This window comes from Pseudomonas sp. FYR_2, from assembly GCF_043106425.1.
Lineage (GTDB): Bacteria > Pseudomonadota > Gammaproteobacteria > Pseudomonadales > Pseudomonadaceae > Aquipseudomonas > Aquipseudomonas monteilii.
Genome location: NZ_JBICMM010000031.1, coordinates 16,287 through 28,811, shown reverse-complemented (window position 1 = coordinate 28,811; position 12,525 = coordinate 16,287). Strand labels below are relative to the sequence as shown.

The 12,525-nt window shown below is 60.5% G+C and carries 12 protein-coding genes; 4 read left to right on the top strand and 8 right to left on the bottom strand.

Annotated features, from left to right (window positions below; translation table 11 throughout):
• Positions 1-269 precede the first annotated feature (269 nt).
• The 6 genes from ACF8R4_RS13710 to puuE form a co-directional block, all read right to left on the bottom strand.
• Positions 270-1,055 carry an outer membrane protein OmpK gene (locus tag ACF8R4_RS13710; protein WP_060499661.1) on the bottom strand — a complete coding sequence of 262 codons (786 nt, stop codon included), beginning with the start codon at positions 1,053-1,055 and terminating at the stop codon, positions 270-272.
• Positions 1,056-1,195: 140 nt separating this feature from the next.
• Positions 1,196-2,551 carry a nucleobase:cation symporter-2 family protein gene (locus ACF8R4_RS13705; RefSeq protein WP_016711731.1) on the bottom strand — a complete coding sequence of 452 codons (1,356 nt, stop codon included), beginning with the start codon at positions 2,549-2,551 and terminating at the stop codon, positions 1,196-1,198.
• A gap of 158 nt (positions 2,552-2,709) precedes the next feature.
• Entirely contained in the window at positions 2,710-4,029 is a 1,320-nt protein-coding gene (locus tag ACF8R4_RS13700; RefSeq protein ID WP_060499636.1) for a urate hydroxylase PuuD, read from the bottom strand.
• A 45-nt stretch (positions 4,030-4,074) separates the two neighbouring features.
• Positions 4,075-4,578: an ureidoglycolate lyase gene (locus tag ACF8R4_RS13695; RefSeq protein WP_012315446.1), complete on the bottom strand. Its 504-nt coding sequence runs from the start codon at positions 4,576-4,578 to the stop codon at positions 4,075-4,077.
• Positions 4,579-4,627: 49 nt separating this feature from the next.
• Entirely contained in the window at positions 4,628-5,143 is a 516-nt protein-coding gene (uraD, locus tag ACF8R4_RS13690) for a 2-oxo-4-hydroxy-4-carboxy-5-ureidoimidazoline decarboxylase (RefSeq protein WP_060499637.1), read from the bottom strand.
• Positions 5,143-6,069, bottom strand: a complete 927-nt coding sequence (gene puuE / locus ACF8R4_RS13685) for an allantoinase PuuE (protein WP_060499638.1) — start codon at positions 6,067-6,069, stop codon at positions 5,143-5,145. The genes uraD and puuE overlap by 1 nt, the downstream gene beginning before the upstream one ends.
• A 400-nt stretch (positions 6,070-6,469) precedes the next feature.
• Here puuE and uraH point away from each other — a divergent pair, with 400 nt between their 5' ends.
• Together uraH and ACF8R4_RS13675 are read left to right on the top strand one after the other, a co-directional pair.
• Positions 6,470-6,823, top strand: a complete 354-nt coding sequence (gene uraH / locus ACF8R4_RS13680) for a hydroxyisourate hydrolase (protein WP_060499639.1) — start codon at positions 6,470-6,472, stop codon at positions 6,821-6,823.
• Between the two features lie 180 nt (positions 6,824-7,003).
• Positions 7,004-7,774 (top strand): RHS repeat-associated core domain-containing protein, encoded by a 771-nt coding sequence (locus ACF8R4_RS13675; protein ID WP_060499640.1) that lies wholly within the window; start codon positions 7,004-7,006, stop codon positions 7,772-7,774.
• A 106-nt stretch (positions 7,775-7,880) separates the two neighbouring features.
• Here ACF8R4_RS13675 and ACF8R4_RS13670 read toward each other — a convergent pair whose 3' ends face one another.
• On the bottom strand, positions 7,881-9,230 hold the full coding sequence (locus ACF8R4_RS13670) for an NCS2 family permease (protein ID WP_003254327.1): 1,350 nt from the start codon (positions 9,228-9,230) through the stop codon (positions 7,881-7,883).
• Between the two features lie 281 nt (positions 9,231-9,511).
• On the opposite strand from ACF8R4_RS13670, the gene ACF8R4_RS13665 reads away from it, so the two are divergent.
• Both ACF8R4_RS13665 and aqpZ read left to right on the top strand, forming a co-directional pair.
• Entirely contained in the window at positions 9,512-10,267 is a 756-nt protein-coding gene (locus tag ACF8R4_RS13665) for a GntR family transcriptional regulator (RefSeq protein ID WP_060499641.1), read from the top strand.
• Positions 10,268-10,519: 252 nt separating this feature from the next.
• The gene (gene aqpZ / locus ACF8R4_RS13660; RefSeq protein WP_060499642.1) at positions 10,520-11,218 is read left to right on the top strand and encodes an aquaporin Z; all 699 of its coding nucleotides are present in this window, start codon (positions 10,520-10,522) and stop codon (positions 11,216-11,218) included.
• Here aqpZ and guaD read toward each other — a convergent pair.
• Positions 11,215-12,519, bottom strand: coding sequence for a guanine deaminase (guaD, locus tag ACF8R4_RS13655; protein WP_060499643.1), 1,305 nt, complete (start codon positions 12,517-12,519; stop codon positions 11,215-11,217). The two genes, aqpZ and guaD, sit on opposite strands and share 4 nt — an antisense overlap.
• Positions 12,520-12,525 lie beyond the last annotated feature (6 nt).

The following is a 12,525-nucleotide window of genomic DNA, read 5'->3' as shown; positions in this document are numbered from 1 at the left end:
GGCCACAGCTGTTTGGCAAGGGTCGGGCCAACTTTCCTGGGTTGGCAAAACCTTCCTGCTCGACTTCGTTCTGAACGGATGAAAAGGGTATTTCAGGCTGGCAACACGTTGGCCAACCGCCCGTATTCATTGACTGAGCGGTCAGTAAACGCAGGCAGAATCCGTTCTGCCCTGATCGAGGGGGCGCGCAGATTACTGGCTTGCGCGCCGGGCCTCAAGTGCTCCGTCCTGGAGCGGGGTGGTACAAACTTGTGCGTTTGGTCAGTTTTCTAGAAGTGCACTTTGATCAGCGCACTGGCGACACTCTGGTTGCTGTCCAGATTGCCGCGGCTGTCGATGCCGTACTTGTCCTTCCAGTAGCTGTACTCAAAGCCCACGTACAGCTGCTTGGCGCCCAGGTTCAGCGCCTTGCCCAGGTCGTACTTCACCTGCGGGTTGAAGTGCAGGTTGGCGTGATAGGTGCCACGGCGGGTCTGGTCGTTGTCGGTGACCCAGTCCATGTAACCGTCGATCAGAATGTCAGACCGGCCCACGGGGATGGTGTAGGACCAGCCGGGGGTAATCTGCCAGACGTTGTCACCGGGGCGGCTGCCCTCGGTGTTGCGCACGTAGAAATTCAGGGTGAAATAGTTGAAGCCGGGGATGTCGAGGTCGAAGCCGGGGCCGATCAGGTAGGCCTCGTTGTCGCCTTCGCCGCGCTCGTAGGTCATGGCCAGCAACACGTCCTTGACCGGGCCGAAGGCCAGTTTCTTATCGAAGATCTTGCCGAACGACAGGCGCGGGCTGAACTCGCCGTAGTAGGTGGTCACGCCTTTGCTGGCGTCGGCCTTGCCGTTGTAGAAGATTTTGTCGACGAACATGAAGGTGTCGCCGTACTTCCATTTGTTGGCGTGCTCGAACGTGATGGTCTGCTGGATATCAGGGTTGACCTTGAAGTCCTTGCCGTACAGGTAGGTCAGGCTTTCGCCGTGCCATTGCAGCCATTCGCCTGCATGCGAGGGGAGGGTGGCCAGCAGGCTGCTGCCCAGCAACAGTGACGTGGTGATGCGCTTCATGTTGTGATTCCCGGACTTATTGTTTTTGTTGGCGGTTTTTTTGGCGCGCAGGCGCCCCGGGCGGCCCATTCCGGCGGGCCGACGGTGTTGCGTTTACTGCTTATATGAATGCGGGGCGGTCATGCGCCGCCCCGTCTGGCTCAATGCTGGTGACAAGCGTCGTTGTGCACCGCGCGTTCGGCGCCACCGAGGATGTTGAACAGTACGTTCAACACCAGGGCACTGACCGTGGCCATGGCGATACCACTGTGGGTGATGGGTTCCATCCACTGTGGCATCTGGGCGAAGAACTCCGGGCGCACCACGGGGATCAGCCCGAAGCCGACGCTCACCGCCACCAGCAGTTGGTTGCGGCGATCGCCGATGTCCGCTTCCTGGAGAATCTTGATCCCGGTGGCGGTGACCATGCCGAACATGGCAATGGACGCGCCGCCCAGTACAGCGGGTGGGATCGAAGCAATCAGGAAGGCCGCCTTGGGCAGCAGGCTGAGCACAATCAGCAGTGCACCGGCCACGATGGTGACAAAGCGGCAGCGCACCCCGGTCATCTGCACCAGGCCGATGTTCTGGGCGAACGAGGAGTGGGTGAAGGTGTTGAAGAAGCCGGCGATGAACGACGCACCGGCATCGCACAGCAGGCCGCGGCGCAGCATCCCTGGGGTGACTTCGCGATCGGTCACCTTGCCCAGGGCCAGGAACATGCCCGTGGACTCGACGAAGATGATCACCACCACCAGGCACATGGACAGGATCGGCGCCAGGCTGAAGGTCGGCATGCCGAAGTGCAGTGGGGTGACCACTTGCAACCACGGTGCGTCTTTCAGGCCCGACAGGTCGACCATGCCGATGGAACCGGCCAGGATGTAGCCAAGGCCCATGCCCACCAGTACCGACACGTTGACCCAGAACCCGCGCATGAAGCGGTTGATCAGCAGGATGACCGCCAGCACCAGGCCGGCTACCAGCAGGTAGATCGGCGAGCCGAAGGTTTCTGCTTCATGGCCGCCACCGGCCCAGTTGACCGCCACCGGGAACAGCGACAGGCCAATCGAGGTAATCACCGTGCCGGTGACCAGCGGCGGGAAGAAACGCACGACCTTGGACATGAACGGCGCGATCAGCATGCCGAAGAACCCGGCGGCGATGGTCGCGCCGAAGATCCCCTGCAGGCCCACGCCGGGCATGCCGGCCATGGCCACCATGCTGCCGACGGCAGCGAAGCTGGCCCCCATCATCACCGGCATGCGGATGCCCACCGGGCCGATACCGAACGACTGGATAATGGTGGCGACACCAGCAACCAGCAGGTCGGCGTTGATCAGGAAAGCGACTTCTTCACGGGACAACCCGGCGGCCTGGCCAATGATCAGCGGCACGGCGATGGCGCCACCGTACATCAGCAGAACGTGTTGCAGGCCAACCAGGATCAGTTGGAACAGGGGCAAGGGCTCGCGCGGCGGCGCAATGGGGATGTACGCCTTGCGTGACTCGGACATGCAGCACCTCGAGTTTTGTTTTTATTCTCGGATCCAAGCGCCAGGCTCCAGGCGGCAAGCTTCACGTAGAAGCTTGGTGGTCCGCGTTGGAGCCTGACGCTCGATGCTTGCTTGTTACCTACGACTTACAGCTTGAGGCTTGAAGCTTGCGGCTTCGATCAGTTGACCGGGGCACCTTTGGCGATCCAGTCACCGACGAGCTTGCGCTCCTCGGTGGTCATCTGGGTGATGTTGCCCAGCGGCATGATCTGGCTGGCGACCGCTTGCGCCTGGATGCGCGCGGCCTGGGCCTGGATCTGCTGTGGGGTGTCGAACATCACGCCGGCAGGGGCGGCGCTGAACAGTGGGCTGGTCGGCTTGGACGAGTGGCACACGGTGCAGCGTTCCTGGATGACGTTGTGGATCTTGTCGAAGCTGTCGCCGCCAGCCTGGGCAGTCGCCTGGGCAGGTGCTTCAGCCGGTGCTTCGGCAGGTTTGGCTGCTTCTTCGGCACGCAGTTCGGCGGCGGTCTTGCCACCGACGGCAGTAGCCGGCAGTGGTTGGTACTCGACTTTCGCTGCGGCTTGCTCCGGCGATACAGCCATCGGCTTAGGGCCGGTAACGTAGGCCAGGCAAATCATTGCCAGGGCGCCGACCGGCAGGGTCCAGGCGTACTTGTTGCTGTCGTGGCGGGTGTTGAAGTAGTGGCGGATCAGAACCGCGGCGACTGCAATGCCGGCCAGGATCAGCCAGTTGTACTGGCTACCGTAGGTGCTCGGGAAGTGGTTGCTGATCATGATGAACAGCACCGGCAGGGTGAAGTAGTTGTTGTGACGCGAACGCAGCAGACCCTTGGCCGGCAGTACCGGGTCGGGCGTCTGGTTGTTCTCGATCGCCGCCACCAGCTGGCGCTGGGCCGGCATGATGATGCGGAACACGTTACCCACCATGATGGTGCCGATGATCGCGCCGGTGTGCAGGTAGGCGCCACGGCCACTGAACACCAGGCTGAAACCGAAGCAGGCGGCAATGATCAGGACGAACAGTACGGCACCGAGCAGGGCAGGTTTTTTACCCAGTGGCGAATCGCACAGGAAGTCGTAGATGAACCAGCCGGCCACCAGCGAACCGATCCCGATGGCCACGCCTTCGGCACCGCTCAGGGTGCTGCCAGGGGCCAGCAGGTACAGGGTCGGGTTCCAGTAGAACACCACGCACAGCAGGGCGATACCGGACATCCAGGTGAAGTAGGCTTCCCATTTGAACCAGTGCAGGTTCTCGGGCATTTTCGGGGGTGCGAGCTTGTATTTCTCCAGGTGGTAGATACCACCGCCGTGAATCGCCCAGAGATCACCCGACAACCCATCGCGCGGGTTGCTTCGGTTCAGGTGGTTCTCCAGCCAGACGAAGTAGAACGATGCACCGATCCAGGCGACACCGGTGATCATGTGAACCCAGCGAATGCTCAGGTTCAGCCATTCGTGAAGGTGTGCTTCCACAGTATGTACCTCTGCCGATCACCGTGAACGATGACCGACCTTTTCTTATTGGTGGGGATTGAGGATCAGCATCTGTTCCTCGGTGAAGTAATGCTCATCGCAGTTGTTGCCAGAACCGCTGCGATCAACCACCAGGAAGTCATCCCGCTTTTCGATCGTCAGCACCGGGTGGTGCCAGACGCCGCGATGGTAATTAACGCCCTGCCTGCCATTACTGCGGAAGGCCCGGACCAAGCCTGATACAGGTGCATCGCCAACGGGCGCGACCACGATCAGAAAGGGGTTGCCGAGCAGCGGGATGAAAGCCTGGCTGCCCAGCGGATGGCGTTCCAGCATGCGTACGGTCAGCGGCATGTCCAGCGCGTCGGCGCGGAAGATGCTGATGATCGCCTTGTCTTCAGGCTCGGCGGTTTCGACCGTGGCGAGCTTGTGAAAGCGCATGGTCGAGCCGTTGTTGATCATGAAGTGGTCGCTGCCGTCGGTTTCGATCACGTCACCGAAGGGGGCGAAGGCTTCTTTGGTCAGGGGCTCGATCATCAGGGTGCGCATGCGGGTCTCTCTTATCTATTCGTTGTACTGAAAAAGGTTCGGCTGTTGCTTACAGCTGCAGCAGGCGGAACAGGGCGATCAGGTTGATCTGCGCCAGGGCTTCCTTGAACTCGGTATCGGCATCGTTGTGGATGCGCTTCTCGAAGGCGGCGAGGATCTGGTGCCGGTTGCTGCCCTTCACCGCCATGATGAACGGGAACTGGAACTTAGCCTTGTAGGCGTCGTTCAGCTCGGTGAAGCGGGCGAACTCTTCGGCGGTGCACTGGTGAATGCCGGCACCGGCCTGTTCGTTGGTGCTCGATTCGGTCAGCTCGCCCTGGATGGCGGCCTTGCCGGCCAGGTCCGGGTGAGCGTTGATCAGTGCCAGCTGGTCGGCGTGGTTGGCGCTGAGCAGAATGTCGCTCATGCGCTGGTGCAGGGCTTCGATTTCGTCCAGCTCGCCCAGTTGGCCCAGGTCATAGGCCTTTTCGGCCACCCACGGCGAGTGCTCGTAGATGTCGGCGAAGGCGCTGACGAAGGCGTCACGGCCCAGGGCGGATGGCTTGAGGGTGTTGAAGGCGGTCATCAGGCGTTCTCTTTCTTGTACGGGTGGGTGGTGTGCCAGTGGCGGGCGATGTCCACGCGACGGGCGAACCAGACCTGGTCATGGCTTTTTGCGTAATCGACGAAGCGCTTCAGGGCGGCCAGGCGCGCCGGGCGGCCGACCAGGCGGCAGTGCAGGCCGATGGACAACATTTTCGGTGCTTCGGCGCCTTCGGCGTACAGCACATCGAAGGCGTCTTTCAGGTACTGGAAGAACTGCTCGCCGCAGTTGAAGCCCTGTACCTGGGTGAAGCGCATGTCGTTGGTGTCCAGGGTGTAGGGGATCACCAGGTGCGGCTTGCCGGTAGGGTTGTTCGGCTCCCAGTAGGGCAGGTCGTCGTCGTAGGTGTCGCTGTCGTACAGGAAACCACCTTCCTCCATCACCAGGCGACGGGTGTTCGGGCCGGTGCGGCCGGTGTACCAGCCCAGCGGGCGTTCGCCGGTGAGTTCGGTGAGGATGCGGATGGCTTCGAGCATATGCTCGCGCTCCTGGGCCTCGTCCATGTTCTGGTAGTCGATCCAGCGGTAGCCGTGGCTGCAGATCTCGTGGCCGGCTTCGACCATGGCACGGATGACATCGGGGTGGCGCTGGGCGGCCATGGCCACGGCGAAGATGGTGAGCGGGACGCCGCTGTCCTTGAACAGCTTCAGCAGCCGCCACACGCCGGCACGGCTGCCGTATTCGTACAGCGACTCCATGCTCATGTTGCGCGCGCCCTGCAGTGGCTGGGCGGCTACCATTTCGGACAGGAAGGCTTCGGACTCCTTGTCACCGTGCAGGATGTTGCGTTCGCCGCCTTCTTCGTAGTTGAGGACGAAAGACAGCGCGATGCGAGCGTTGCCCGGCCATTGCGGGTGAGGAGGGTTGTTGCCGTAACCGATCAGGTCGCGAGGGTAGTCAGCGCTCACTGCAGTCTTCCTTCTTGTGCGTTTGTGCGGGGGGGTGGGCGGGCCGCGTCGGGATGTCGCACCACCGGATGGGCTGATTGTATACAACTTCTGAAATCTTTTGTAAGCCTGTTTTTCCGCATTTCTTTCCTTTTGTCGCCGCGCAGCGACCTGGAAACACAGTGCAAGAAACCTGCCTGATTGGTCAGCTAATGACATTGGGGTCGTTACAGTGCCTGTATTTGCGACCGATGGGTCGTTTATAGGCAGGAAACGCCGGGTGCGACGGATGGGTACAAAAAATTGTGTACAATTTTACGGAGGAATGTCTTAATGGCGTCATTCCCGCCTACCGCAGGCCCTGTTTGGGCGCATAGGCTGAGTATTTCTTGCCCACAGATTGAACAAGAGGCGACACGCAATGGGACGTTTGACCACACACGTACTGGATGCCGCGCATGGCTGCCCGGGCAGCTCGATCAAGGTCGAGCTTTACCGTGTCGAGGGCCAGCAGCTGGAGCTGGTGAACACCGCCCTGACCAACAGCGATGGCCGCGTCGACGCGCCGCTGCTGCAGGGTGACGACTACCGCACTGGTGTGTACCAGTTGCAGTTCAGCGCTGGCGATTACTACCGCGCTCGTGGCGTGCAGTTGCCGACCCAGGCGTTTCTGGATGTTGTGGTGCTGCGTTTTGGCATCGACGAGGCGCAAGAGCACTACCACGTGCCGCTGCTGATCTCGCCGTACAGCTATTCGACCTATCGTGGAAGCTAGTTGGTCGCTAGAAGAATCTTCGTAGGTCCTTTGGCCCGCTCTCACACTGGCGGGCTTTTTTTCGTCTGGTGTTTTGTATTTTCATTTGAAATCAGCCCTTCGACTGACATTTTTGTCAGTAGACATTTATGGGCTCAGTTGAAAAAAATGGACTTCGTGTGGCGCCTGAGGGTTCGTCCGATGAGCACAACCAACGTGTATTCGCCTTATGGTTACCGAAGCGCTAAAACGGCGTCGACCGACGCATTAGGCTTCAATGGTCAGTTTTTTCAGGCTGCACTGGAAGGCTATGCGCTCGGAAATGGTCACCGGGTATACAGCCCTCGCCTCATGCGATTTATCAGCCCGGATAGCTTGAGCCCATTTAACAAAGGCGGAATCAACGCCTATGCGTACTGCCTGAATGATCCTGTCAACGGGCAGGATCCCAGTGGAAAAAATCCCTTCAGGCGAGTCGCTAGAAGATTTTGGGGTGTTGTTGAGCAGACAGCCAGCCGTTTCAAGTCGCTTGCCGTGGAAGATGGGCTCACGAACAATCAATACTGGAATATGGGCGAAGAGATGAACTATGCGAGTAAGCAAGTAAAACAGAGCACGACCTTATTCAGGGAGATAACCAGCAAAAACGGCTTCGCGCAGCTCGAGCCGGGGTGGAACCACAAATTTGTACTCACCAAAGAGAGCCGGTTGGTCGTGTTCAGCAGCAAGGATGACCTCACAATGCCAAGTCACGGCAGCCTCGCTGAATTTTCTGGGCTGGGTTTTGGCACAAAGGGTCTTGGCGAGAGCGTAAAGTGCGCTGGATACATCATCCTGGGTGACGGTGATCAAATTTCTTTCAATAATCATTCTGGCCACTTTCAGACCCGCTTCGAGAACCTATATGAATTGAATGATGTCTTGGAAAAGCTCGGTGTTGATGCGAATTTCATCCGAGCCTTTGGCTCTTGACACTATTTGGCAGCCGGCTGCGCTTCGAGTGCCTTGTCCGCGTAATAATCGGTGCAAACTGAGTTTTGGCAATGGGCGCCAAAGCACCCATTGCGCAGGCTAGGCTTCAGAGGAAGACGAACTTCGCAATGAAGATTGCGCATAGGACCCACAGGCTGGCCGAGATTTCCTTGTATTTGCCAGTACCTGCCTTCAGTGCCACATAGCTGATGAAGCCCAGGGCAATACCATCCGCTACCGAGAAGGTCAGCGGCATCATGATCACCGTGACAATCGCCGGAATGCTGTCGGTGGCTTCATCCCAGTGAATGTGCGCCATGCTGCCCATCATCAGCATCGCCACATAGATCAGCGCACCGGCCGTTGCGTAGGCGGGGATCATCCCGGCCAGTGGGGCGAAGAACATCGCGGCGATGAACAGCAGGCCGACCACCACCGCAGTCAGGCCAGTACGGCCGCCCGCCGCCACACCCGCAGCACTTTCCACATAGCTGGTGACCGGCGGTACTCCCACCACCGCACCGAACACGCTCGAAGCGCTGTCAGCCTTCAACGCCTTCGACAGGTTTTCGATACGCCCGTCCGGCGCAACCAGGTTGGCCCGCTGCGCCACCCCCATCAGCGTGCCGGCGGTGTCGAACATGTGCACGAACAGGAACGCCAGCACCACGCTGATCATGCTGACGTTGAACACGCCCGCCACGTCCATGGCCATCCAGGTCGGTGCCAGGCTTGGCGGCATCGACATCACCCCGCCGAACTTGACCAGGCCCAGGCCCCAACCCGCCAGGGTGACACCAATAATGCTGATCAGGATCGCACCAAACACCCGCTTGTAGCTGAGGATGGCAATCAGCAGGAAGCACACGGCTGCCAGCAGCGGCCCAGGTTCATGCAGCGAACCCAGCTTGATCAGCGTGGCGGGGCTGTCGACGATGATGCCTGCCGTCTTCAGGCCGATCAGCCCGAGAAACAATCCGACGCCGGCCCCCATGGCATGGCGCAGGCTGACCGGAATGCTGTTCAGCAGCCACTCGCGCACTTTCGACAAGGTCAGGAACATGAACAGCACGCCCGAGACGAACACCGCCCCCAGCGCCGTTTCCCAGTTGTAGCCCATGGTGCCAACCACGGTGTAGGTGAAGAAGGCGTTAAGCCCCATGCCCGGCGCCAGGCCCACTGGCCAGTTGGCGTACAGGCCCATCAGCAGGCAGCCCAGCGCGGCGGCGATGCAGGTGGCGACGAAGGCGGCACCATGGTCGATGCCGGCGTCAGCCATGATGTTGGGGTTAACGAAGATGATGTAGGCCATGGTGATGAAGGTGGTCACCCCGGCGATCATTTCGGTTTTGACGGTGCTGCCGTGTTGCTTGAGTTTGAAAATCCGCTCCAGCCAGCTCGTTTCGAGCGGTGGGGCAAGATCCAGCGTAGGGGCTTCGGATTTGCGGCTTTCCACAGCGAGTACTCCTCAAGTCTTTCTTGTTGTTATGGAGCCATTCCTGAGCGATGCACTTGGCGGCCCCGTGAGGGAAGGCAGACGTCTGACCGTTTTGTTGACTTAAGGGTCAAGAAGTTGCTCGGTGGATTATGCTTTTGTGTACAAAGAATGCAAATAATGTTTTATGTTTTGTGCGCGCAATGCGTCGTACAACGGCTATATAGGTAAAACGCCCCCTGCGGAATCGCCTCAGCCTGTGTACAATGGCGCCATACTTTCTCTTCGTGCCTCGAGAGCCCATGAACGAACAGCTGCAACCTCTGAAAAAACCTGCACGTGTCGGCAAGGCCGGCCGCAGTGGTACCCAGGACGATATCGTCTACGCGCATATTTTCGAGGCCATCCTTGAGCAGCGCCTGGCGCCGGGCACCAAGTTGAGCGAGGAAGCGCTGGGCGAAATCTTTGGCGTCAGCCGCACCATCATTCGCCGCGCGCTGTCGCGCCTGGCCCACGAAAGCGTGGTGCTGCTGCGGCCAAACCGCGGTGCGGTAGTGGCCAGCCCGACGGTGGAAGAAGCGCGCCAGGTGTTCTTCTCGCGGCGCATGGTGGAGCGGGCCATTACCGAGCTGGCCGTGCAGCACGCCACCCTGGACCAGCTCAACGAGCTGCGGCAGATGGTGCGTGAAGAGCGCGACAGTTTCTCGCGCGGTGACCGGGGCGCCGGCATTCGTCTTTCCGGCGAGTTCCACCTCAAGCTGGCCGAGGCGGCGGGCAATGCGCCGCTGGTAAGCTTCCAGCGCAGCCTGGTGTCGCAGACTTCGCTGATCATTGCCCAGTACGAAAGTGGTAACCGCTCGCACTGCTCGTATGACGAGCACATGCAGCTGATCGATGCCATCGAGGCGCGCGATGCCGAACAGGCCGTGAGCCTGATGATGCACCACATGGACCACATCGACAGCAAGCTGAACCTGGACGAGGAAAGTGCCTCGGACGACCTGCATGCGGTGTTCTCGCACCTGTTGAAGAAGCCCAAGGCTTCGGCCAAGGGTTGATCGTTTGCCTGGGTAGGCACACCTCTTTCAGGTACATGCAATCCTGTGGGAGCGGGCGTGCCCGCGAAGGAGGCGACGCGGTGGATGGCACGGGCTTTGCCCGTGTTCGCGGGCACGCCCGCTCCCACAGGGACCTTGCACACACTCATTAGTGGCCATTGACCAAAGGTCTGCTAAATTCTTGTGAGCAAACCTTCATCAAGCAGTTGGGCTTGCGCATTCGTTGCGTTCAACTTCTTGAGGAATGGAGTCATGAGCATGTCCCTCGGCAAACGGATGGGGGCCGAACTGGTCGGCACCTTCTGGCTGGTCCTCGGCGGCTGTGGCAGTGCGGTACTCGCAGCCAGTTCCCCTGTCGGTATCGGCGTTCTCGGTGTTGCTTTCGCCTTCGGCCTTACTGTGTTGACCATGGCGTTTGCCATCGGTCATATCTCCGGTTGTCACCTCAACCCTGCCGTCTCGTTCGGGTTGGTGGTGGGTGGGCGTTTCCCGGCCAAGGAGCTGCTGCCCTACGTCATCGCACAAGTGATCGGCGCCATTCTGGCCGCAGGCGTGATCTATCTCATCGCCAGCGGCAAGGCCGGTTTCGAGCTTTCTGCAGGGCTGGCTTCGAACGGTTACGCCGACCACTCGCCCGGCGGCTACACGCTGGGGGCGGGCTTTATCAGTGAAGTGGTGATGACCGCCATGTTTTTGGTGGTGATCATGGGGGCGACCGACTCCCGGGCAACGGCAGGGTTCGCACCGATTGCCATCGGCCTGGCCCTCACCCTGATCCACCTGATTTCCATTCCCGTGACGAACACCTCGGTCAACCCCGCGCGTAGCACGGGGCCGGCCTTGTTCGTCGGCGGTTGGGCCCTGCAACAGCTGTGGCTGTTCTGGGTGGCGCCGCTGATCGGGGCTGCAATCGGCGGCGCGCTGTACCGGGGCCTGGCGAAAGAACCTTAGCGCTGGTGTACACACCGCCCGGCCGCGTAGGTTTCGCGCACGGTGCGGTCGTCGCCCAGGGTGGTGAGCACGAACAGGGTCTCTTCGATGCTGTTGGACTGCTGAATACGGTAGTCCAGCAGCGGCGTTGCCTTGTAGTCCAGCACCACGAAGTCGGCATCGTTGCCCGGGCGCAGGCTGCCGATGCGGTCGTCCAGGCGCAGCGCACGGGCGCCGCCGAGGGTGGCCAGGTACAGTGACTTGTACGGGTGCAGACGCGCGCCTTGCAGCTGCATCACCTTGTACGCTTCGTTCAGGGTGTTGAGCAGCGAGAAGCTGGTACCAGCGCCCACGTCGGTACCTAGGCCCACGTTGACCTTGAAGCGCTCAGCCTGGGGCAGGTTGAACAGACCGCTGCCCAGGAACAGGTTGGAGGTGGGGCAGAAAGCCACGGCCGAGCCGGTTTCGGCCAGGCGCTGGCATTCGTCGTCGCACAGGTGCACGCCGTGGGCGAACACCGAGCGCTCGCCCAGCAGCTCGAAGTGGTCGTAGACGTCCAGGTAACCCTTCTGCTCGGGGAACAGCGATTTGACCCAGTCGATTTCCTTAAGGTTTTCCGACAGGTGCGTGTGCATGTAAACGCCCGGGTGTTCTTTGAGCAACTGGCCGGCCAGGGTCAGCTGTTCCGGTGTGCTGGTTGGGGCGAAACGTGGGGTGACGGCGTAATGCAGGCGGCCCTTGCCATGCCAGCGCTCGATCAGCGCCTTGCTCTCGGTATAGCCGGATTCGGCAGTGTCGGTCAGATAGTCCGGCGCGTTGCGGTCCATCATCACCTTGCCGGCGATCAGGCGCAGGTCCAGGCGCTCGGCCTCTTCGAACAGGGCGTTGACCGATTCCGGGTGCACGCTGCCGAATACCAGCGCGGTGGTGGTGCCGTTGCGCAGCAGCTCTTTGAGGAAGATCTTCGCTACCTGGTCGGCGTGCGCTTTGTCGGCGAACTGCTTTTCGCAGGGAAAGGTGTAGGTGTTCAGCCAGTCCAGCAGTTGCTCGCCGTAAGAGCCGATCATGCCGGTTTGCGGGAAATGGATATGGGTGTCGATGAAACCCGGGGTGATCAGCGCGTCCTGGTAGTGCTCTACCGGGATGCCGGCGTCCAGGGTTGGCAGCAGCTCGCTGGCATGGCCGATGGCGCTTATGCGGCCATCGTCGACCACCAGCAGGCCATCTTCGAAGTACTCATGGGAAGCCTCCAGGCCCACCTCGGCCGGGTCGGCGATGCTGTGCAGGATGGCGGCACGGTAGGCTTTGCGGGTAACGGTCATAACACA

Coding starts and splice junctions, on each gene's coding strand:
- aqpZ (WP_060499642.1), top strand. CDS start 10,520: ATGAGCATGTCCCTCGGCAAACGGATGGGGGCCGAACTGGTCGGCACC.
- ACF8R4_RS13705 (WP_016711731.1), bottom strand. CDS start 2,551: ATGTCCGAGTCACGCAAGGCGTACATCCCCATTGCGCCGCCGCGCGAG.
- ACF8R4_RS13695 (WP_012315446.1), bottom strand. CDS start 4,578: ATGCGCACCCTGATGATCGAGCCCCTGACCAAAGAAGCCTTCGCCCCC.
- uraH (WP_060499639.1), top strand. CDS start 6,470: ATGGGACGTTTGACCACACACGTACTGGATGCCGCGCATGGCTGCCCG.
- ACF8R4_RS13665 (WP_060499641.1), top strand. CDS start 9,512: ATGAACGAACAGCTGCAACCTCTGAAAAAACCTGCACGTGTCGGCAAG.
- ACF8R4_RS13710 (WP_060499661.1), bottom strand. CDS start 1,055: ATGAAGCGCATCACCACGTCACTGTTGCTGGGCAGCAGCCTGCTGGCC.
- uraD (WP_060499637.1), bottom strand. CDS start 5,143: ATGACCGCCTTCAACACCCTCAAGCCATCCGCCCTGGGCCGTGACGCC.
- ACF8R4_RS13675 (WP_060499640.1), top strand. CDS start 7,004: ATGAGCACAACCAACGTGTATTCGCCTTATGGTTACCGAAGCGCTAAA.
- guaD (WP_060499643.1), bottom strand. CDS start 12,519: ATGACCGTTACCCGCAAAGCCTACCGTGCCGCCATCCTGCACAGCATC.